Annotated in this window: 18 protein-coding genes; 11 read left to right on the top strand and 7 right to left on the bottom strand. The window is 49.1% G+C overall.

Annotated elements, in window-relative coordinates:
• Window positions 1-108 precede the first annotated feature (108 nt).
• The 5 genes from ACYVJM_RS30660 (at window position 109) to ACYVJM_RS30640 (ending at window position 9,244) form a co-directional block, all read left to right on the top strand.
• Entirely contained in the window at window positions 109-3,381 is a 3,273-nt protein-coding gene (locus ACYVJM_RS30660) for a sensor histidine kinase (RefSeq protein ID WP_461151941.1), read from the top strand.
• Window positions 3,382-3,419: 38 nt separating this feature from the next.
• A complete protein-coding gene (locus ACYVJM_RS30655) occupies window positions 3,420-4,166 on the top strand; it encodes a LytR/AlgR family response regulator transcription factor (RefSeq protein ID WP_461151940.1) in 747 nt (248 codons plus the stop codon).
• A 696-nt stretch (window positions 4,167-4,862) separates the two neighbouring features.
• Window positions 4,863-5,801, top strand: coding sequence for a hypothetical protein (locus tag ACYVJM_RS30650; protein ID WP_461151939.1), 939 nt, complete (start codon window positions 4,863-4,865; stop codon window positions 5,799-5,801).
• A 2,116-nt stretch (window positions 5,802-7,917) separates the two neighbouring features.
• Entirely contained in the window at window positions 7,918-8,745 is an 828-nt protein-coding gene (locus ACYVJM_RS30645; RefSeq protein ID WP_461151938.1) for a DUF535 family protein, read from the top strand.
• A 307-nt stretch (window positions 8,746-9,052) separates the two neighbouring features.
• Window positions 9,053-9,244 (top strand): cold-shock protein, encoded by a 192-nt coding sequence (locus ACYVJM_RS30640; protein WP_461151937.1) that lies wholly within the window; start codon window positions 9,053-9,055, stop codon window positions 9,242-9,244.
• 686 nt (window positions 9,245-9,930) lie between these two features.
• On the opposite strand, the gene ACYVJM_RS30635 is transcribed toward ACYVJM_RS30640, so the two are convergent.
• The 5 genes from ACYVJM_RS30635 to ACYVJM_RS30615 form a co-directional block, all read right to left on the bottom strand.
• The gene (locus tag ACYVJM_RS30635; RefSeq protein WP_461151936.1) at window positions 9,931-10,434 is read right to left on the bottom strand and encodes a LytR/AlgR family response regulator transcription factor; all 504 of its coding nucleotides are present in this window, start codon (window positions 10,432-10,434) and stop codon (window positions 9,931-9,933) included.
• A gap of 631 nt (window positions 10,435-11,065) precedes the next feature.
• Window positions 11,066-11,494, bottom strand: a complete 429-nt coding sequence (locus ACYVJM_RS30630) for a LytTR family DNA-binding domain-containing protein (RefSeq protein ID WP_461151935.1) — start codon at window positions 11,492-11,494, stop codon at window positions 11,066-11,068.
• 763 nt (window positions 11,495-12,257) lie between these two features.
• Window positions 12,258-12,635 (bottom strand): membrane protein insertion efficiency factor YidD, encoded by a 378-nt coding sequence (yidD, locus tag ACYVJM_RS30625; RefSeq protein ID WP_461151934.1) that lies wholly within the window; start codon window positions 12,633-12,635, stop codon window positions 12,258-12,260.
• 293 nt (window positions 12,636-12,928) lie between these two features.
• A complete protein-coding gene (locus ACYVJM_RS30620) occupies window positions 12,929-13,612 on the bottom strand; it encodes an SGNH/GDSL hydrolase family protein (RefSeq protein ID WP_461151933.1) in 684 nt (227 codons plus the stop codon).
• A gap of 741 nt (window positions 13,613-14,353) precedes the next feature.
• Window positions 14,354-14,782 (bottom strand): LytTR family transcriptional regulator DNA-binding domain-containing protein, encoded by a 429-nt coding sequence (locus tag ACYVJM_RS30615; RefSeq protein ID WP_461151932.1) that lies wholly within the window; start codon window positions 14,780-14,782, stop codon window positions 14,354-14,356.
• Window positions 14,783-15,534: 752 nt separating this feature from the next.
• On the opposite strand from ACYVJM_RS30615, the gene ACYVJM_RS30610 reads away from it, so the two are divergent.
• From ACYVJM_RS30610 to ACYVJM_RS30600, 3 genes are all read left to right on the top strand, one after another.
• The gene (locus ACYVJM_RS30610) at window positions 15,535-16,455 is read left to right on the top strand and encodes a glycosyltransferase (protein ID WP_461151931.1); all 921 of its coding nucleotides are present in this window, start codon (window positions 15,535-15,537) and stop codon (window positions 16,453-16,455) included.
• Window positions 16,456-16,499: 44 nt separating this feature from the next.
• Window positions 16,500-16,754 carry a glycosyltransferase family A protein gene (locus ACYVJM_RS30605; protein ID WP_461151949.1) on the top strand — a complete coding sequence of 85 codons (255 nt, stop codon included), beginning with the start codon at window positions 16,500-16,502 and terminating at the stop codon, window positions 16,752-16,754.
• Between the two features lie 207 nt (window positions 16,755-16,961).
• Entirely contained in the window at window positions 16,962-17,507 is a 546-nt protein-coding gene (locus tag ACYVJM_RS30600; protein ID WP_461151930.1) for an RNA polymerase sigma factor, read from the top strand.
• 57 nt (window positions 17,508-17,564) lie between these two features.
• Here ACYVJM_RS30600 and ACYVJM_RS30595 read toward each other — a convergent pair whose 3' ends face one another.
• On the bottom strand, window positions 17,565-17,840 hold the full coding sequence (locus ACYVJM_RS30595) for a hypothetical protein (RefSeq protein ID WP_461151929.1): 276 nt from the start codon (window positions 17,838-17,840) through the stop codon (window positions 17,565-17,567).
• 742 nt (window positions 17,841-18,582) lie between these two features.
• Here ACYVJM_RS30595 and ACYVJM_RS30590 point away from each other — a divergent pair.
• Both ACYVJM_RS30590 and ACYVJM_RS30585 read left to right on the top strand, forming a co-directional pair.
• Window positions 18,583-18,924, top strand: a complete 342-nt coding sequence (locus ACYVJM_RS30590) for a hypothetical protein (RefSeq protein ID WP_461151928.1) — start codon at window positions 18,583-18,585, stop codon at window positions 18,922-18,924.
• Between the two features lie 93 nt (window positions 18,925-19,017).
• Window positions 19,018-19,152 carry a hypothetical protein gene (locus ACYVJM_RS30585; protein WP_461151927.1) on the top strand — a complete coding sequence of 45 codons (135 nt, stop codon included), beginning with the start codon at window positions 19,018-19,020 and terminating at the stop codon, window positions 19,150-19,152.
• A gap of 303 nt (window positions 19,153-19,455) precedes the next feature.
• Here ACYVJM_RS30585 and ACYVJM_RS30580 read toward each other — a convergent pair whose 3' ends face one another.
• Window positions 19,456-19,836, bottom strand: coding sequence for a hypothetical protein (locus ACYVJM_RS30580; RefSeq protein WP_461151926.1), 381 nt, complete (start codon window positions 19,834-19,836; stop codon window positions 19,456-19,458).
• Between the two features lie 593 nt (window positions 19,837-20,429).
• Between ACYVJM_RS30580 and ACYVJM_RS30575 the strand changes: the two genes are divergently transcribed.
• Window positions 20,430-20,672 (top strand): IS110 family transposase, encoded by a 243-nt coding sequence (locus tag ACYVJM_RS30575; protein WP_461151925.1) that lies wholly within the window; start codon window positions 20,430-20,432, stop codon window positions 20,670-20,672.
• Window positions 20,673-21,165 lie beyond the last annotated feature (493 nt).

Here is a 21,165-nt window from a genome sequence, read left to right as displayed (position 1 = left end):
GTTGCTCGCCTATCTACATGGGTCACTCACCCATTAATTCTGCTCATTGGCGGGTGAGAATTGTATATATTAATTGCCGGTCTTAGATTGAGACTTACACCCTCTGCTATGCCTCTTCAACTAATATGCCTTCTTGCTTTTTATAGCTGGCTACCGGCTATCATCATGGCACAGTCGGTTGAGACATGCCGGGTGAGGCCTAAGCCGGGGTCCTACTTACGCTTCGACAGGTTCACCGTCAACTGCCCCGAATTCAAACAAGCGACTCATAAAAGTCTGCAATTACAGGATAGCCAGGGTTATCTGTGGTTTATTAGTGAGCAGGGTGGTACTCACCAGCTTATTCGCTACGACGGTACCTATTACAAACTACTTGGCCATAGACATTCCCGCTATTGGGGCTCAAATGACAGTGGAGATGGAATGGAAGTTGGCTTGGTGAAAGAGAATCAGGATCATCAAATCTGGGTAGCTACAAACGATGGATTAAGCCGATTCGACCCAAGCACGGAAACGTTCCGAGTTTTCCGGAACCCTTACGTTGGGAGACAAACTATTGACTACTGGGTCATAGATGCCGGAAGCCAGCAATGGTTCACCACTCAAGAAACGCCCGATACTAATTTAATTCGATCGTTCTTTGTCTTCAATTCTCGTACTGGCCGGGTTCGCAAAATTCGCCCTGCCCGACTTGTTAATGGATATACAGACCAAACCGAACCTGTACAATCGATATCTTTTCGACCCAAAGCTGTTGATAAAGCAGGACGTGTTTGGGGCGATGTCAGCGATGGGTCACCAACTTTGGGCTATTATGATCCGCTTGCCAATCAATTGGTTTGGTACCCTCTTGGAGCGCATTTGCTAAAAAAAAGTGTCTCCACTAACGAGAAGCTTTACAACATAAGCTTCGTGCAACCCGAAGGCACATCTATCTGGCTTGGCTCGTTTAGTGGAATAGGTTTGTTGCGATTCGACTTAGCAACTAAACGCTGGAAGCAGTATTCTTTTTCAATGGCCTTGAACCGAGTTTATCAAATTGTGCCGCGAAACAGCCACCAATTTTGGCTACAAACAGATTCAAGCTTAAGCTTTTTTGATAAACGAACGGAAAAAATTTACCTCTGTCCCGGCGAGTCTGGCTATGATCATAATTTCCCCTACGTAGCCGGACAAAACAGGACGCTTTGGCGGGGATTGTACTTAGGGCCAGGCAACGCTACGTTGAAAGTACTCCACGAAACTCAGCAGCCCTTTACGTACAGAGGCGATTCATTGGTCGCTTTTGGTATGCATTATAAGGATAAACCTTGGCTGTATATATCTTATCGTATTCCGGAAAAACAGCTGGTTTTTGCCCAGTTCAATGAATCTAGCCGCACAACAACGCCTATATTTCGATGGCCCTTAACTTCCTATTATGAACAGAACATCTGGTTTACTTTACGCGACAGCACCACGCAAACCCTCTGGCTAGTTGGAAAAACAGCCCAAGGTAACCTGTTTACATTTAACGAGCGAACCCGTCGACTGAAGCCCGTCCAGGCAATGATTCGGGGGCTTCCCCCTGGTGAGAATCAAATTCGTGATTACGATGATATTCGACTGATTGCGCAGGATCGGAACGGTAATATCTGGTTTCCCGCTTATGGTAATCAGCACGGCGGTAATTTGTTTCGGTATGATCGGAAGCTTAGGCAGTTTGTGGGATTCAAGGCGGGTACCCATGGTCTACCCCCTGGCCAGATTCGCTCTATAATGGCCGATTGGCAAGGACATATATGGTTGGGCTATCAGGCAGGTGGTGTCTATCGGTTTAACCCACTAACGAATCAGGCCACTCCTGTCTTGGTATCGACTCAAAGTGAACAAATTGGTGTAACCGGAATTGTTTCCGACCCAATCCGTCAAAAAGTTTGGATCGCCTGCAGTAAAGAAGGCATCTGGGAATATGACCATCGTAAGCAGGTTGTACAACGGATTAGTGGCGAAGAAGTGTACGGTCAAGATTTTTTTGGCTTGACCTTTCACCTCACTAAAACAGGGCGTTTATGGTTTAAAAATGATGCAGGCTTAATTCGATTAGACACCAAAACGGGTCAAATCAATCGGTTTGGTGTTGAGTACGATCTGCGCGATTTTTTCAATTTGCGATTGGATAAGTCTGAAGACGAGGAGTTCTTCTACGGCCGGTTTCGCTTCTATGACCGAGACTTTCAGCCCGTCACTAAACCACCCAAAGTAGCCTTCAGCTTTTTGAAGGTGTTTGACCAAGAACACAAGTCTCCTAAAAGCTTAAATTATGCCAACGAAATTGCGCTTAACTACGACCAGAACTTTTTTACCGTTGGCTTTTCAGCGCTCTCTTACTTTCATTCTGAGAAAAACCAGTATGTTTATCAGTTGGCTGGCTTCAATAAAGATTGGATACAAGCAGGTAGTAATCCGATCGCAACGTTTACCAACGTGCCTCCTGGGCATTACGTGCTTCACATCCGGGGCACTAACCACGAGGGTATATGGAGTCAAATTCGCAGTCTGAACTTAATTGTTCATCCCCCTTTTTGGCATACCGGGTGGTTTCGGACGATGGCATTAGCCTTATTAATCACGATGGTGGTGGTGGTATACCGTTTCCAACTGGAACGTCAAACGCTAAAGAGTAAGCTGGAGGCCGAGGAGGCTCGTCGCCGACAAAGAGAAGCGGAATTGAATGAACAGGAGGCTACTTTCCAAGCCAGATTAGCCAAGACGGAGATGGCAGCCCTGCGTTCGCAGATGAACCCTCATTTCATTTTTAATTGCTTAAATTCAATTCAGTATTTTACCGCTCAGAACGACATAGAGAAAGCTTCGGATTATCTTTCCCAATTTTCGCGACTTATCCGGTTAGTACTAGAGAACTCCAAGTCTGATAAAGTTACGTTAAGCAACGAATTGGAAACCCTACGGCTCTACATTGAGATGGAAGCCATGCGTTTCCCACAAAAACTAACTTATCATATTTCTCTTATCGACAGTATTGATGCGGACTATGTGCAGATTCCCCCCCTGCTTCTACAGCCTTTCGTGGAGAATGCGATTTGGCACGGTCTGATGCACAAGGATGAGGGAGGAACTGTGTGGGTACGCATTGAGCAGCCTTATGAACATCTGCTGCATGTGGAGATTATGGACAACGGGGTCGGGCGGGCTAAAGCCGCAGAATATAAAAGCAAGTCGGCTACCAAACAGAAGTCATTTGGTATGAAAATAACTGCCGAGCGGATTGCTGTCATTAACCAGTTGTATCAAATTCAGACGCAAATTCAAGTAATTGACTTGGTCGATGAGAAGGGGCAGGCTACGGGCACTTCTATAAGTATTGACATTCCGATTTGATATGGCCCACATTTAACTGAGTATCCACTCCTCAAACTATGATTCATGCCATAATTGTTGATGATGAACCCAACGCTATCGGGTTACTGACCCTTCGACTGGCTCAGCATTGCCCCCAGGTAAAGGTGGTTGCCTCTTGCACCAGTAGTCGCCAAAGCATACAGGCCATTCTCGACTACCGCCCGGATTTAGTTTTTCTAGATATCGAAATGCCACAGCTAAATGGCTTTCAGGTGTTGGACGCTGTATCTGAGGTATCTTTTGCGTTAATCTTTGTGACGGCCTACGACCGGTTTGCCCTAAAGGCCTTTCGGTACAGCGCCGTTGACTATCTATTGAAACCGGTTGATACTCAAGAGTTAATTGAAGCGGTCCAAAAAGTGGAAAAAGGCACCAAGGTCGTGCCGGAACAGATGGAACACCTTCGTCAGCAGTTTTATAACCCTGCCAAACCTTTGCCTGACCGTATCGCGTTACCTTTTCAAAATGGGGTAACTTTCGTAGCATTGAAGGAGATCATTTACTGCGAGGCAGACGATAACTACACCAAATTTCATATCTCCGATGGACAGCATTATTTAGTTACTAAGTCGTTGAAAGAGATGCAGGAGGTGTTAGAAGAGCGTGAGTTCCTGCGCATTCATCGGCAGTTTATGATTAATTTGAATCAGATTAGAAAGTTTGTGCGGGGCGAAGGTAGCTACGTAATTATGAACAACGGGCAAAGTATCCCTGTATCTCGAAGCCACCGGGACCGTCTTGTCGAGCGATTTGGTTGGCTTTAAGCTTGCCGTGTTGGAAAAATTTAGTGTATATTTTAACACATCCAATAAATGTCGGAATTATGGCCAAACGTCCACATGGGCGGTCCCACCTAGACCGGTCAGCAGGCGATGGGTATACCGTGCCATACTTGTTTATCTGGTTATGCTGAATAAGTATGCTCAGAATAGCTGTGTCTTGTCATTAGAGGAATTGGACGTTTTTTTGAACGTTTTCCAAGTAGCAGGAGATTGTCGAAAAACTGGCTTTATTGCAGCCACAAAAACCGTTCGATCAAGTAGTGCACGAATTGTCGCTCATAACTGATTTTCTGGCCAGTTAGATAAAAGTTACTGATATAATACGTACTGTTGAATTGTAGTGATTATTTCAGCCCGACCTTCCTGTGTTAAACAACATCATTTGCCTTTTTGATACATGTCGAAATTTGCCGACAGAGTCTAGCCACCTCTTTGTTTAGTTGTACCCAACAGTCTCACAAAAACGCTCCTAGCTGAGATAAGAATGCATCTTCTAAAGTTGAACAATCTAACCACATAAGGTAAACGATCAATTTACTTGATACTAAAATGTTTGTCTATAGCGGTTTGCAAGCTTTTATCGTTGGGCCGTTTACTCTGATTGTTAATAAACTGGATTGTGTCATTTTACCATAATGATTAGCTTTAGCAAACTATTCATTAATAGATTACTATGCTATGCACACCCCTACAAGCAAGCCAGCTAGCTGGGCCACAATCGCTTTTTTAATGTTGTTAATTGGCTGCCAGAAGTCAACCGATCTCCTCAACCCTACTACCCAAGATTGCCAACTACAGTCAGAGATTACGGTTGCCAATGGCAGTCAACAAGCCACTACGTATGCTTATAATGAAGACGGGCTACTCAGTAAGAGCGTATCGACTCCTGCCAGCGGCAAACCCATTACTTATACCTATAATTACGATGCGGCTGGCAATGTGGTTAGCGCCCTGACCCAAGGCACCCTGGCTACTATTGATTTTACCAGCACAGGCACCTATGAGTATACGAATAGTCGACTTATTAAAATAACAGCGCAATCATCCAGCACCCTAGTCTCTTCTGATATCTATAAATACAGCTACGACCAAACAGGACGCATTGCCACTTACAGTGCTATTTTTTCGGGCCCAAATTCTGGTGCAGAAAGCTATATTTTCACGAACGGCATTCTGACTGATGGTGCTATCGTTCGAGGTGGCCAGTCGTCGACCCTAACTATAGCTAATGGCCGGGTAGCCAGCATCACGAATCCTAACGGAAGCCAAACTCGCTTTTCCTATGATGCTAAGGGCTATAATGTTCGCTCCGAGTCTTTTGATAACGCTGGCGTTCTTCAATCTTATGTTATTCACCAGTACAATGCAACCGCCTTTAAACGGACTAGTACCCCTTACCGAGTTGTCCCTATTTTAGAGCATTACGGTAAAAAAGATTTGCCTCCCTCCAGGGACGCTGTATATAACGCTGATGGTAGCCTAAAGGCCGAAACAATCTATCGGTATCAGGTTAATAGTAAAGGGTATATTACCAGCCTAAGCTATATACAAAATCAATCTGGCGTTGGCGGGCAAGGAACTAGCGTGACCACCTACACCTACAGTAACTATCAGTAAGAAAGATTTTTTAGCTTGTAGGCTTTGGGCTCTGAAGCATTGCAAGGGTACTGGCCTACGAGGTGGTTGCTGAATAATGTGACAAATAGAATCTTGATGGGCTAGCCATATGCTACGGATGGTCTTGGACAGTAATTGAAAAACCAGCGTCTCAAAATATGCTCCTGCCAGAGACGATAGTACTTGCATGTGTTAGTTACATTATTAGGGTGTTAAATTGGAGTGCTTGTTTTGATAACTGTCCAATACTATAAATAGTATAGGGATTATTAGTTAGGCCAAAGCATACCTTAGACAAACGCTGTTTTGGGTGTTTCTTAGCAGGACAACATGCTCGTCGGCGAGGGATGGTCATACCCGACTGTTTGTTTTTCTGTTTTGACGGCGGTTAACATTAATTAGCCATTCAGCCTAGGCCCTTTGAGTAGCCAACCACAAACTTTAAGGCATACGTCATTCCCCTTATACCAGTGACAAAAGTTTACCCTAAACAAAAGCCACCAGCAGACAAACTTACTGCGTTGCTTACTACCGGGTAGACACCCGGCACAAGGTGAATCCGGCTTAGGGCTGTAGGCTCACAAAGCAGCGGTGGCAAACTTTGTACTCTGATTGTAGCGGAATACAAAGCGGTAGAAAGTGGTAACAACACCCATCGGGCGCAACTGACAGCAGCCATAACTCGGCCAAATCAGGCGATGCGATTACTCAAGCGATCCGTTTCGGTTACGCTATTATCTCACGGCGCATGATTGCGCTATTACTTACGTACGCTATTACTATTACTTTTTCAGCTTCCAGATTTGAGACATTAAGGTTAAAGGGCATCCAGGTTAGTGATGCCTTTTTTAGGTGTTTGATTGGTTTATTAGAGCCGTAAATTCATTACACCAAATCGGGGCTATAATACAAAAATACAGCCTATTAGGATAGTTCCGTTCGCTATTGGCTACTGTATGGTTCACAACTAATTCTATAATTTGTTGAAGTAGTAAATAAAAACCCCGCTAGCATCGCCAGCAGGGCTTTTACTCCCTTACTTGAGAGTATATATAAATGTAACGTCGAGTATCCGTATCGTATTTAACACTATGTTTTTTAGAAGATATATTTCACTCTTGGTCACTTATGTCCCTTATTTTTGGCTATATCTATGTTGGCCTATCGGTTTGAACGATAGTCTACTGACGAACGCATCAGGATCTTTTACCACTACTATAAACTACCTTCGTTTGCCTTCTAGCGCCTTCGTCAAATCAACTTGGCTGTTTTATGTAATTTATTTATATAGAAAACGTGTGAATCCTCTGAGGCGCTTACTATATTATTCATCTCGTATTTGATTACGCCCCAAATCCTAAAGACACTGGCATTTGTAGGATCAAGCTTTAAGGCTTAACCACAATGGTAAAGCGACGACAGCCAACTTCTTCGTTGCAAGCTATGATAGGTTTCTACAAAGTGTATACTCAAGAGCGAGTTGGGCAGCACCGTTGCGGGTTTAGGCGTCTTGCCTAATCACTAGAGGCCACAGCATCGTTTAAGCAAGTTCATGAGCTACGGCGGTTAAACAAATTCACAATAAAATGGAACGTATGTGACGGATTGAATTGGACAAATGTTAAAAAGTTAGTGTCTCACAATAACGCTTCTACTTGAGACGAAGAGGCTTTCATTTGCCTGCTTCCTAAATGGCCGGGCCGCCGTAGCGGGCGTTTAATTGAATAGACTGTTTTAATAAATGTCTAATGCTATCGGTAGGGTAGCATACGCCTTGACAATAGGTGATAACAAACGCCTATTCTCAAAAGACTACGGGGTGTTTCATGGTTCAGCCATGGTGAAGCTGTGAAGATTTGTGAATCTTTTTGTAGATAAATCCAAGGTAAATCGATAAACCTGTTCGACCGACCGCTTAGTAAAGTTCACTAAGGAGTAAGTCAACTTTTCGGATAAATGAATATATTGCCATTCAATAATAATACTCGCCCGCAATAGCACCAATTGCGAATGTTTAATGAAAATATCTACCGCTTCTGGGCCCTTATTAAAATCTACCGATTCTAGTAAGTTCACAACTTTATACAGGGTAATTAATCAGGTGACCCGTCGGGGAATGCTCTACACATTAAGAACAGGCTTCCGATTCAGACGAATTTTTTGGCATTTTCCGCAACATTATGAACTGACCCAATTACTAAAAACCAATCCACAAGTTGCGGCTTTAGTGCAAGAAAACCCCCGGTTATTGTACAAATATCTAGGTCAGTATTTAGCCCTTAATTTGTCTGTTAAAGATAAACTGGTTATGCTCACTAGCCATTACCGCTATTTCACCAAATGCGTGCATCCCAGCTTTTTTAAGGATATTCTTCACAAAACCTATATCTGGCAGGACTGCCAAGGCAGTGACACATTTAGTATCAGTCTGTTATTTCCATCCGGTTTGGACTGGGAAGGTGAATTAGCCGTCGTATTTGAATTTAATACAATTCCTGCCTATTCCATTCGATTTACAATTGTTGGCCAGCAGTTGGAGAACTCCTTGTTCGGTCAAAGCCTTTTCGTAGGAGGGATCCAAGGGGTTAAAAACCCTGATCTCATTAAACAAGCCACGAAAGCCCTATTCGATATTACTCCGCCTGCTCTCCTGATGGCAGCTTTGCAAGGCATCTCCCTAGCTTGTGGTCTGAAGGGTATCTGGGGTGCGGGCAATGAGAGAAATTTAGCGAATGGGGCGACTCATTTTAATTATGATGCATTTTGGGAGGCATTAGGAGGAGAAAAACAACCGGATCATTTATATACTTTATCGATTCCTTTTCCTGAGAAGCCGCTTACCTTAATCAAGGCTAACCACCGCTGCCGTACCCTACGAAAACGAGCGTATAAGCATAAAGTTACTCAACAGGTTCAGGCCCATTTTGAAGCACTTTACAAATAAATCTTACATTAAGAGAGGGATTTTTCTGGCAGTTATATACTCGTCCTAGACTGGGGTCAGCTCTTGGAATAATTTTTTATTATAAGACGCCCTCCACCACTTGGCTGAGAATAATACAATTTATAGTTTCAGAACCAGTTTGCTCCATGACCTATCTAAACGACATCTCATCCAAAATTGGCCCCTCCTAAGGTCTAACAAAGAGCCAGGAGGAGCCATCACGCCGGCAGGAGCCTATCATTCAATAACCCTATTTGGTAAGTTGGCTACTGCTGGCGTCCTTGAGCTGAACTTTGATTTTAGCACGATGCCCACAGGGAGCATCAAATTTTTCAAGGAGAGTAAAGGCTTCGGCTTTATCAAACCCGACGATGGGGGCGACGATGTGTTTGTGCCCATTTCAGCGACCAGCGAAGAACTCCGAGAGAACGACAACGTAACGTATAATGTCGAGTTGGGAAAGAAGGGCCTGAATGTAGTCAACGTTAAGCAGGCGTAAGGCTCTTGGGTCTATCAGCACCGAGTAAAGGAGGTACAGGCCGCTAAAGTCAATTCTTCTAGTTTAGGGTAAGGTAGCCTGGGTTTACATACGTCAAACGAGCCTCCCTGCCTTGTTACTCCATTCTTATCAATTCTCACCTAATGCTCGAAATTTGTAGTCAACTAAGCAGACCTAGAGTAAGGTTTACCTAGATCAGTTTACGCTACTGGGTTCCCTGTCTGCCACAGATTTTCTTAATACCAATTTGAACCATCGCCCCTAATTCCGTCGTCCATGTTGGCCTAGCAACCCCGGGATAGAGTATCCTGGAGGGCGTTCACCTAAGGGGGGACCGGACAAGACGGTAAGCCATCAGGGCCGGGTGGCCCGTAATATGATTGGCTGTTTTGTTTCGATTGTTGAGCAAACCAACTGACGGCTAACCCGCTTTTTCAATAGCGGGTTAGCCGTCAGTGCCTCTCCAGCCGGTACGCCGGAGCGGGACCGTGCCAACTCAGGTCTGCCCCTCACTGACACTTAAGGCAAGCGGCTTCCCGTTTTCATTCATTGGCCTGGATTGCTCCCCAAAAAAGGCTGCCTGCAGCATCCTGGGGTTACACGCCGTAAGCCGGTCGAGGAGCGGACTCGAGTTGATCCATTTCGGGGGCAAGCTGAATAAGCGGGCCGCTCCCGGCTTAATTAGCTCAGGGTAACCACGGGCCTGGAGCGTCTACCAGCAGGCCCGCCTTGGACGGCGGCTGATGAATGACCGCTGGAACAACTATGTTTTCCGGCAACCGCACCTCCTTGGTCAGGCTATAGCTCGGGTTGTAGCAGGGACTAACGGCGGATACCAACAGGGGTTCCATAACGGCCAGTTTAGTGGCCACTGCCGCGATCCGACGGCGGGAAACCCGGATCAGCACATCATCGGGTAAGGTCAGGATTATGTTCATGGAATTCACCCAGGTTACGGCCCGCACATAAGCGGGGTTGATCAAGGCCCCCCGGTTGGCCCGCAGAAACGTCGGCAGCAGCTTTTCAAAGTCTTTCAGGGTTCGGCAGACCAGTAAGGGCGTCTTATCCCCGCTCAGATGGATACGGGTATAGTTTCTCACGCCTTCCAGCCAGCGGATTTGGGCCACGGGTTGTGGGGTGCGATAGCCGGGCAGGGCTAGCATGCCCTGAGCAGGTTGTTTGAGTTTCATCACGGTCAAAAAGGGCATCCACCCTCAGCACGCGGGGGTGGAGGGGCCAAATCTCGGCCGGGTTAACCCACCGTCCCGAAGTCTTCACGTTTAGGGGTAAAACGCCTGGTCCAGCTGGACCAGGCGTTGTCGAATTCTCCCAATATGGTATAGTGACGGTGTGATCGTCTAGGGTTTAGACGCGGATGAACAAAAAAGAAACGAGGCCAACCCGACATATTATCGAGCGGGCAACTTGGGTAAGCCTTTCGGTCTGTTTCCAGGCTCGTATGCGACTAACTAGAGTTTACAGTTATTAAAAATAATCGTCTCAAAATACGCTCGTGGCTGTTGCACAACTCCATTAGTAGCACAATTGGAGCTGGTTAAGTAGTCAGTCTGTTAGATTTTGTGCTTCTGAGCAGCCAAACTGGCTTGGTTAGCCAATCAAAACTTTAGAATTGCGGTATGTTTCGAGTTGTGCAACAGCCACGCTCCTGCTTGATACAAGAGAAATTCCATGACTGTGTTACTTAAATAAGGCCTTTTCTGGAACAGCGGTCAACGGCTAGCCATCAATTTCTAGCCTTTGTGCAGTTGAGAAAAGATACCTATTCGAGCGTCAAACGTACCGGGGTAGTACTCGAACTTTCTAACGGCGAGCTTTGGGTAAGCTACCCGGATAAGGGTATGCCTGGGTAAGACCAGCGTTAGTCCGATCAGTTATCAGCTTTTCAGGAGAAAGGGTTAGTCTAGTAGCCATCTCCCCGATCCGACGGCGAGCCACCGGGATGAGGTGACCATCGAGCAGGACTATAGTCATCTGCTTTGAATTGAGCTGGCTTACAGCCTTTACATAACTGGGGTTGATCAAGGCTCCCTTGGCAGCCCGCAGAAACGCCGGCAGCTGCTTCTCAAACGCTTTCAGGGTTTGGCAGACCAGTAAGGGCGTCTTGGGCCCGCTCAGATGGATACGAGTATAGTTGCTTTGGCCTTCCAGCCAGCGGATTTGGGCCACGGATTGTGGCGTAGGATAGCCCGGCAGGGCTAAGAGGCCATTCGTAACGGTTAGGGGTTTCATAGGGTTTGTTAAGGAGCCGAGTTGTCGTTTAGGAAGCGGCCGTCACGATACGGCGCTTAGCCGGGTAGTCTAGCAGGCCTCCACGAGCGTAAACCATACCAACTGTACATTCTCGGGTTTGTATCCTGGCAAGGCCCATTCATCGTGACCGTTTCCAGTCATTAAATTAGTCACACTAATTTGCGCTTTAAATTAATCTATTTTATCTTGCCATCGTTATAAAGCTTTGGCTTTTCTGCCCCAGCGGGACTGATTCACGAACGTTTAACAACTTGACGGTATGAAACTGGTTACTAAGAACACGTATGAGCTAGGTCCCTGGACCCTAATTATGCTAACGGGGACCAGTATGGCCCTGGTTTGCCTGCAAACGTTACTCACCTTACTTTAAGTACGGCGAGGTGGGCCTGCCCAGCTCTTTTTAGGGCTATCGCTGAGTAGTAGTCTTACCCCAGAAAATTCCGCTTCAGTAGCCGCTCTTCTAGCCAGGGCAATGTCCCACTAAGGGTGTCGTAGGGGCGATCTGCCAAATGGACCTGCGGCTACCGATCCAATGCACCAAGTGCTGGCGAAAAACTACGTACTGGCTACTCGCTACCCTACCTTAGGTTGGTTCCCAGCGGCTAACACCCCAGCCCGTTGGCGGCTCTCCAGCGGGTACGTTTGAGGGTATCCGCCCTTCTTTTCGAAATCGCCTTATTTTCTTAGTGGCTTTACCGGCTCCTGATGGGCCCCACAGCCTCGCCCTGCCTGGTAGGCAACCTTAGCGGCTGGCAGGCGACTCAGGCAGATCAATCCCCCCCGCTCCGGGCTGGCAACGGCGCAGTCGTTTCAGGGTATAATAAAGCCCTTTCCCAAGTCCGTACTGACGCAGGGCCAGTTCGGCATAGCGTGAACAGGAGGGTTCATAAACGCAGCCCAGCCCTATCCAGGGGGCCAGCTTGATCCGATACCATTTGAGAACCCGTACGCTGAGGCGCAACCACCAGGGGCCGGCTGGAACAGCCAGTGCATCCACCTGGGTATCCGTGGGCGTTGTACCGGTCAGGGATCGCAGTACGATGACCTGCTGCTTTGGGTCTGTAATCAGTTTAACCGCTACACCTTTGCGGGTGATGAAGCGGATGTCTGGTTGACTCACGTTGCGTGTTGTTAGTGACTAATGGGTGAAAAAGGCGATCCGCATGGGTATCTACAAGGGGACCGCCGGTTATTTAGTCAGCGGTAGGTAGCCCTTTCCCTAACCAGTCCCTCCTACCCTGACTAACCAGCGGTTAACGAGGGACAGGGCCGCTTATAAGCGATTCGGCGGGCAGACCCCACTTTTGAGCGGTTCCTCAAGGCACCGGTGCGCGCCAGGGGTAGGCGGCCCTACGCTAGAGTTAGGGCAGCGGTTGGTTCTCTTCCCCCTACTGAATTTGGCTAATTGACCCCCTACAGCAGGTAGCCTGAAATGATGGTGAAGAGGACGGCATGCCCTTTGTCATTGGGATGGATGCCGTCGCTACTCAGCAGTTCGGGTTTGGTTTGCTGCTGCTCGTTGGCCAGCGGGTCGAAAATGTTGATCGCCGATGTGCCATAGTTCTTCAACACCAGGTCCCGCTGGAGCAGTAAGTTGGCTGTCACCTCGGCACTGTAGTTACGCGGCAAGGGCGTGGTAATAAGCACATGGGCCACACCAGCGGCCAGCGCTTTACTTCGAATCACATTGAAGTTGGTGATGATCTCCTCCACGCTGCAGCCAATGATCAGGTCATTGGAGGAGATACTGATAATCAAAGTGGTGGGTTTCTCCTTGAGCGCCGCATTGAGGTTGCGCAGGGTGTCAGCTTCGGGCCGGTTAGCCGGGTGAGGGGCGTTGGTCGGTAGCAGCTGGTAACTGGTGTAGCCGCCCTTGGCCAGGTTCACCACGCGGTCCTTGGACAACTCCTGGGTGAGCCGACCCGCCCAGGCGTACTTGTAGTCCGAAGCGCCCCAGCCGGCAGCGGTCGAGGAGCCGATGATGACGATGGTTTGACTGACAGGGGGCCTGGTCCCTGCCGTAGGTACGTCGATTAAAGTGGGTTGACAACTGGCTAGAAGAGCGACAAAAAGCAGTATTAGTAGTCTAACTTGCATGATTATTTAACTCATTGTATATGTACTAGTAAAATTATAAAAATAAAACCAGTATCCTCACTACTTCTCTTTGCGCCTGTGGCGGGTGTATGCCACTAATGGCGTTTAACAGATCTTAAAAACAAGAGTCACAATAAATGCTCTTTACGTAGTACAAAAGAAGAGTTGGTGGAAGGCTGAACGCTTTAGGTTACCTGAATTTGGATCCGGTACTCTCGAAAGGGATTGGCCTTCGATGCGTCCGCTCTAGTTCGAGCCCGGGAAGGGAGTAACTACTAACGTAGATGGCTAGGCCCTTGCGCTTACCCGCTTCGGGCAGATTACAGGTCCTCCAGAAGGCTCCGTTGTTGGCCGCCAGCTGATCGCCAGTCGCCCCCCGAAGCCTGAACGGTAGCCGCCCCATCAAGTAGGCGCTTCGACCGACGCACCGTTCGGTTCGGATAGCCGCTTGCGGCCCCAGACGATACGTTATCTTGCGAACAGCTTACGAACAGAGCGGTCCTACTAATCGGCGCTAAATTATCGGGTATACTTTCCTGTTTTCTAGTAAGACGCTGAGTGGCGGAAAAGGTCGGAAACTAGGGTGGGCCTAAAACGCCTGTTTTTGCGCCACAGATTGGGCATTTAAGTAGTCGCATTCGTTTAATTCCTGTCAACAACGAGCCGTCGATTTTGAGGATTGATCTAACATGGGGAGGATCACGATACAGTAGCTAGGCTGACCGGATTAGGGCCAGTTGGCTACGGTTGGGTCTTGCTTAACCCACCCCCCTGAGGCTGGATCCGGCTACCGCTGAGGTCAACCCCTTCAAAGCTGGGCTTCGTCTCAACTGTGGCCAGCTTCGTCGTCAGCTCCTTGATGCGACCGCGAGCCACCCGGATCAGCTGTCCGTCGAGTAGGCGTAAGGTCATGGACCTTGAATTGATCCAGGTTACGGTACCCAGAAAGGCCGGGTTGATCAAGGCCCCCCGGTTGGCCCGCAGAAACGTCGGCAGCGGCCCTACAAACTCTTGCAGTGTGCGGCTAACCAGTAAGGGCGTCTTATCCCCGCTCAGATGGATACGGGTATAATTCCCCTGGCCTTCCAGCCAGCGGATTTGAGCCACGGGTTGTGGGGTAGAATAGCCCGGGATGGCTAAAAGCCCCTTAGTAAGCTGTACGGATTTCATCGCGTCTAAAAAGTGCATTAACCACAGGTCTCGGGGGTAACCAGCGGCCCTGAAGTCTTCACGGCTACTCGCAAAAGGCCTGGTCCAGCAGAACCGGGCGTTTTCGAATGCTTCCTCTAGGCTGTGTGACGGTGTGCTTGTCTACTGTTTAGACCCGCCTAACCAGAAAAGAAACAACGACAACCAGACTTATTCGTTACCGGGCAACTTCAGCAAGCCATTCCAGTAGCCCATACCGCTCAGTAGGCGATGAATGAACGGCTTAATGGGTGCCCAACCTAGTTGAGTAAGGGTTTTGTATGTGAGTAGCGACCAGCCGCTGCTTGATGGGTCACACTCGGGAATACCTTTCCTACCATCTGGAGGGGTTTAACGTTGCCCGACTAGCTGGGTTGTTTTAGGAGCCATCGCCGATCAAGCCTTCCCCCAACACCCTTCCCCTAGGAATGCTTACCCGGGCGGGCAACTATAACTGCACGTTCCGCTCCCTGAAAACATTTACCAAAAGCGTCGATACGCTTTCAGACCCGGTTTACTAATTTTATCAGCGGACAAAGTCAGTTTAGCACCTAAAGCGGTTGGACTCTCAATGTGAGGTGAACCGTTACTAGAACGTACCGGTTCACTTTCCGCGGTAACCTCAAGCGCACCACTTACTCATAAAACTCCGACTGACTCCAAATCGGATGGCTTACTCTTGGAAAAAGACTACTTTAGGCCACCACTGACTCCCCACAGCCGAAAATCCGTTTATGGAACCCTTACCCCCTGCTGCCCAACCGCTGGTTTCGGTCATCATTCCCTGCTTCAATCAGGGCCACTTCCTGGCACACGCTATTGAGAGCGTCCTAAACCAAACCTGGTCAACCTGCGAAATTATTGTCGTCGACGACGGCTCAACCGATAACACCCGCCAGGTGGCCCATCAATTCCCCCAGGTGCAGTATGTCTATCAACCCAATCAGGGACTATCGGCCGCCCGCAACACGGGTCTACAGCTCAGCCAGGGCGAGTACCTGGCTTTTCTGGATGCCGACGACTGGTTGTTTGCCGATGGGATCGAGATCAACCTGCGGCAACTTCAGCCCAACCCCCGGGTCGCTTTCATCTCCGGAGCCCATGACAAGGTCGACTCGACCGGACGCCTGCTCGCCCGGGAGCAGATGCCGGTGGAGCAGGATCACTACTGGCGACTGTTGCAAAGTAACTACATCGGGATGCACGCTACGGTGTTGTACCGACGGACGATTGTCGAACAATTCCGCTTTGACACCTCCCTGAAAGCCTGCGAAGATTACGATCTGTATCTGCGGATTGCCCGCCATCATCCGGTGCTGCACCACACCCACCCCATTGCCGCCTACCGCCTTCACGGGGCCAATATGTCGGCCAACGCCCCCTTCATGTTGGACCGGGTGTTGTTTGTGCTGGACCGGCAGGCAAGCGACTTGGTGAGTCGGCAGGAGCGGAAGGCCTATCGACAGGGAAGAACTAATTGGCGGGACTATTACGGGACACTCGTTTATGAGGCCCTGATAGCTCAACCCGCCGGGGCGATTCCCGAAGGAATGAAAAAGTCGGCGCTGGCTATGTTAAGACGGTACAACGTTAAGCGTTATCTCAGTTATTGGATCGTTCAGCGAGTGCCCCGGTCAAAGCGACTGTTCGCCTAAAACCGTTTAAGCCGTTTGCCTGAGCCGATAAGTCCGGATGTCAACTGATTACGCCTGGATTAGACAGCCGAGAGTTCCCGGACAACATACACGACTGCGCGCCTGCGGATCAGGCCAATCTGCGAGTAAGTGCCAGCCGGATTGTGGGCATCCCAAGAGCGACGGGTGACCTGATTGCCTTTCTGGATGCGGATGATGTGTGGTTACCCGAAAAATTGGCCGCTCAGGTGGCTATCCATCAGCAACACCCCAGCGCCGGCTCTGACCTGATTGGGTGGGTGTCAAGTCTGCTCTATTGAATAGGGTACCGTAAACGACCCTCTGAGAAGTCTCATCGCCGCCCTAGATCGGTCACAATAACCCACTACGTGGCCGACTGGGCACCGAAAAAAGCCAAAAACCAACTGTTCATCGAAGTAAGTTGAAAATAAACTATTTTCGTAAACAAATTTGTGTCACGCCATCAACCAAAGCCATTGAACAAGCCGCTCAATGGCTATTGACCCATGAAACTCAACGACGAAGAACTCATCCGCCAGCATTTCACCACCAATCCCGCTGTTTGCTTCGAGGCCCTCTACAACCGCTACGTAGGCAAGGTCTACAACCGGTGTCTGTCGCTGACCAAAGATGCCGAGATAGCTCAGGATTACACCCATGATATCTTCATTCGCACCTTCGATCGGCTGGACCGCTTTGAGGGTAAGTCCACCTTCTCCACCTGGCTTTACTCCATCTCCTTCAACTACTGCCTGGACCAGATCAAAGCTACCAAGCGCCTACCCATGGCGAATGTAGAGGACTATGCGACCCATCAAGTAGCGGACAGCGAGGAGGGAACGCCCCTGGAGGAACGGTTGGAGCTGCTTCAGCAGGTGCTTGGTAAGCTTTCTTCACAGGAGGTTGATCTCCTGCAGATGAAGTACCAGCAGGGCCTGCCGATCCACCAGATTGCCTGCCAATTGGGTCTGCAGGAGAGTGCGGTTAAAATGCGCCTGAGGCGTTCCCGCCAGAAAGCCTATCAGTGTTATAAACAAATAGCCAACCAATAGGCGGCAGGCCCATTCAGTGCCTGACCGAAAAAAAAGCACCCCCAGCCTCGTCAAGTGTTATAAAAAGCCCGTTCTATACACGGTAGTCGATTTTAGTTGGGTAAGCATCCGCTTGACCGACACGGCATGAGCGGTCTTCTCTCCCTCGGTCAGCCGCCAATGGAATCGATCCGCTTTCGCATCAAACACACCAATGACCAATAGCTTCAACGTTTCACTTAAAAACTCAATGCGATGGAAGGTGTATACCCAATCCTGGGTAGCCGTCAGGCAATACTGCCCTTCCCGTAGATGAAGGATAAAGTAAGCGGGTTTAATTAAAGCAGTACTCATTTCATATCCCATAGCGGATGGGTATAAATTACCCAGCAATTTCATCGAGAGGCCACAGACTTCGTGCTGCAGTTAAGAGCGGGCGTATGGGCCACTCGTGCTGGTTTTGACTCCACAAACCCGTCAAAAGTAACCGGTAGCGTAAGTCGGTCAGGAAACCGTTTGAGCAGTAGTAGTTAGCGTTTTATGCTTTGATGGAACACGGGTAGACTGAAAGGAATGGCGCTAAAACGTTAAGCAACTTTCAGGTCTTACCGATAAACTTGTAGGCCACGAAGTGCCTGATTCGGATCACCATTTTTTACTCAGCTCATCAAAAATTAAGGGTCAGGCGTCTCGTGTGCCTACGGGTGCCTGGCTGGCCAGGCACCCGATGAGCCAATCAAAAAGCACCCTTTCTTAACTTAAACTAGAAGTATTTCCCGGAGGAGAAACCCCCTGGCGCCACTCACCTTCAGGCTTTTCCCGGTTGAAGGGCTTTCAGGGCTTGCCGGTAGGTAGTAACTTTGTCGGCTCTATGCTTGCTCGTTTCATCTATCTACACATAACCATACCCATGCGTTTACCTCCCTTACGACAATACGAAAGACCGTCCTGGCCTTCCTTTGGTTTCCTGGATCCCCCTTGAGTCTCTTTCCCTGACGGTCTAACCAGGCTGAGCGAATACGCCTCCCGACTTAGCTAAATGAACTTCTTATTGGCCTACCCACCCTCAGCGACCAGCCGGTGTCCCTGTTGATTAGTGGACCGATCCCCTCCTGGTCAGGCACTGGCCAAATGGTCCTCCCGGCTGCTTGGGGTGGTAGCCGATGGGCTTTCGGTGGTAACTACGGGGCAGAAAAAGGAGCTGGAAGCGGTGTTGGGTAACACAGGGGTCCGTCTTGGGTTGGTGGGGGCCAACATTGTCCCTGTCCGTAAAGAGGTGGGCTTTGAAAGCCAACGGCCAGCGGGCCAGTGGGCATTGTTTGGCCTGGCTCACACCCGGGTATGGGCGCTGCAGGCGCATCTGCCCAGGCTCAAGCGCCTGCACCAGACGGGCTACTTACACCACATTCAGGCGATCGGCCCGGCCGATAACGCCTAGGGCCGTCAGGAAGCGGTCCTCGCCGAAACCCATTTTGGAAAGGGCTTTCGCCGACAACTGGGTGGCTTAAGTCCTGAAGCGGTCTCGACCCACTTGTTTGGCGTTGAAGCGGCCGTGGTCAAGCAGGATGCCGACAGCCTTTACAAATCGGGCAGTTTTGCCGCCCTGGTCGCTCATGGGGTTGCCGTGATTTGCCCTGCCACGCTGGTTAATCCACCGGGCCTTTAGCTAGTTTGAGTTCGTTGACGTATAGGCAAAACGCCACCAACCTGACTCATCTAGGAGCATTTCATCCTTCAGGAGGTGATGGTCTGTTTTTATCAGCCCTTGAATTTGAGTAAGCACTCAAAATTTGGAAAGTTCGCGGATCATCTACCCGCCAAACACTTGGTCAAGGGGAACCAGACTGGGACCAGCGGACAGCCCTCAAAAGTTATCGTTTCAAAAAGGCACCTGGCCGCTGAGCTTAGCGAAAATTTGTCGGGCGGAGACGTTTGTTGATCGGCCTGGCTACCAAGGGCAAGTCGGTACTTACGGGCAGCTTGCCCGTAGAATGATGGGGGCTGTTCCGTCGGGATCAGGGGCCTCAATCTGTAGCAGGGACGCATCGATCACGCCGATCAGCGCCGTCGAGTTTGCCGACTCGTACAAACCAAAAAGGTCCTGGCTGAGGGGCTTACGATAAAGTGTAATGGGGCGATGCATTCCGTTCTGGCCCTTCACGCGGATGGTTAACATGAGCCGGTTGCTTCGCCGAGTAACGGCAACGCTACCCGTCAATCCCTTCACGGGGAAGGAAGTACCCCGCCCACCTGTTTCCAGATAGTTCAATTGGTAGTGGATCGGAGAGGAACGGCTTAGCCGACGATGCAGGCGTGAGCCCAGGGAGGTAAGGCGGCGGAAGAACAACACTAATACAGATTTTATAAAGCGGAAAACGAGCGTATACGCAGCAACACATGGACGTATGTTACTATTTGTAAAGATACGCTAATTAATTGTCTAATCGAATTCAGTCATGGTGCCGTTAGTCTAAACTAAGTAGGGTAGATGACTCAGGATGAGCCGACAAAGCCATAAAAAAAATTAATTAATTAAGCCCGCAGCGGGATGAGGCGGGTAAACATGCAGGCGGCTGAGCAAGCCCACCCGGTCCACTTTCTACCGATTGGATGTGCGCTTTAAGGAAGGGCTTTAGTGTGAAGTTTTCTCCAGGGAGGCGCTTACGTATGCCTTTAGATTTGCTCAGTGATAATATTCTAAGATACCGTTAGTTAAACTCCTATCTTAGATTACCCACAAACGTGAGCGACCGCACTGCCTCGGCAGGCCCCGTCGAGATGCCTTAACTCGTATGCCAGGTAAGACCTATCCGTAGATGTAAGCCTTGGCGGGGTTCCTTTGAGCACCAGATTCAGATAGAAATCGGGGTTAACGACCCATTAGAAAGGTAATGAATTGTGTTCAAAATTGGTTGATTTTCCATCTTTTAACTTCTTATTGCTGTGACATCAACACCCTACCGCTACTTCATTGGCATTGACGTCTCAAAGAATGAATTAGACTTTGCCGTCATTGAGCAGAATCAACTGCTTTTTCACCTAGAAGTGAGCAATGACAAGAAGGGTATTCAAACGTTTTTACAGCAGTTCAAAAGTGTAACGAAGGGAGCTTTTACCAATAGCTTATTCTGTTTAGAGCACACGGGTATCGTGCGACACGAAGTTGCACGTTTTGAGTATGGATAATGATCCATTCGGTTAGTGCTCGAACCGATCTCCAATCCGTAGGGGCGTCACGGGTAACGGTGGGGTCTGTTGCAAGCGGATAAAGCCTAAGATGCGGGTCAATCCTTGACGCAAATCGGGCCAGGAGAAGACCGAAAGGGTGAATGAGAATGAACCTCCGATGAGGTGGCGTCAGTGCTGGTTACCGAAACAAGGATTGATACGGTAATGATGGGACAAAGAGGAACATTCGGCGATGCCTTCGGATGGAGAGCACCCTAGTCCCCGCCATAAAGGAGGCACCCCACCCGGTCGTATCTCAAACGTGTGGAACGTGGTAACCCCAATGAAGTCTGTGCATAGTGTACAGTAGGCCCAACCGCGAGGAAAGGTACAACTCTTTAGTGGGAACAGGAGGACTCAAGAAGCGAAAGCTGGCAAGCCGAAAGGCAACGGGAATTCATAACCGACCAGATAGGGCAATACCCACCTTGAAAGAGGGCTGACGTGAGTC

The organism is Spirosoma pulveris (assembly GCF_054781875.1).
The sequence above is the reverse complement of the archived record's forward strand: the minus strand, read 5'-3'. Positions and strand labels throughout refer to the sequence as shown.

Excerpts from the sequence above, each read along its gene's own strand:
- ACYVJM_RS30650 (WP_461151939.1), top strand. The coding sequence starts at position 4,863 with ATGCACACCCCTACAAGCAAGCCAGCTAGCTGGGCCACAATCGCTTTT.
- ACYVJM_RS30620 (WP_461151933.1), bottom strand. The coding sequence starts at position 13,612 with ATGCAAGTTAGACTACTAATACTGCTTTTTGTCGCTCTTCTAGCCAGT.
- ACYVJM_RS30645 (WP_461151938.1), top strand. The coding sequence starts at position 7,918 with ATGCTCTACACATTAAGAACAGGCTTCCGATTCAGACGAATTTTTTGG.
- ACYVJM_RS30655 (WP_461151940.1), top strand. The coding sequence starts at position 3,420 with ATGATTCATGCCATAATTGTTGATGATGAACCCAACGCTATCGGGTTA.
- ACYVJM_RS30610 (WP_461151931.1), top strand. The coding sequence starts at position 15,535 with ATGGAACCCTTACCCCCTGCTGCCCAACCGCTGGTTTCGGTCATCATT.
- ACYVJM_RS30595 (WP_461151929.1), bottom strand. The coding sequence starts at position 17,840 with ATGAGTACTGCTTTAATTAAACCCGCTTACTTTATCCTTCATCTACGG.
- ACYVJM_RS30635 (WP_461151936.1), bottom strand. The coding sequence starts at position 10,434 with ATGAAACTCAAACAACCTGCTCAGGGCATGCTAGCCCTGCCCGGCTAT.
- ACYVJM_RS30600 (WP_461151930.1), top strand. The coding sequence starts at position 16,962 with ATGAAACTCAACGACGAAGAACTCATCCGCCAGCATTTCACCACCAAT.
- ACYVJM_RS30640 (WP_461151937.1), top strand. The coding sequence starts at position 9,053 with ATGCCCACAGGGAGCATCAAATTTTTCAAGGAGAGTAAAGGCTTCGGC.
- ACYVJM_RS30660 (WP_461151941.1), top strand. The coding sequence starts at position 109 with ATGCCTCTTCAACTAATATGCCTTCTTGCTTTTTATAGCTGGCTACCG.
- ACYVJM_RS30630 (WP_461151935.1), bottom strand. The coding sequence starts at position 11,494 with ATGAAACCCCTAACCGTTACGAATGGCCTCTTAGCCCTGCCGGGCTAT.
- ACYVJM_RS30615 (WP_461151932.1), bottom strand. The coding sequence starts at position 14,782 with ATGAAATCCGTACAGCTTACTAAGGGGCTTTTAGCCATCCCGGGCTAT.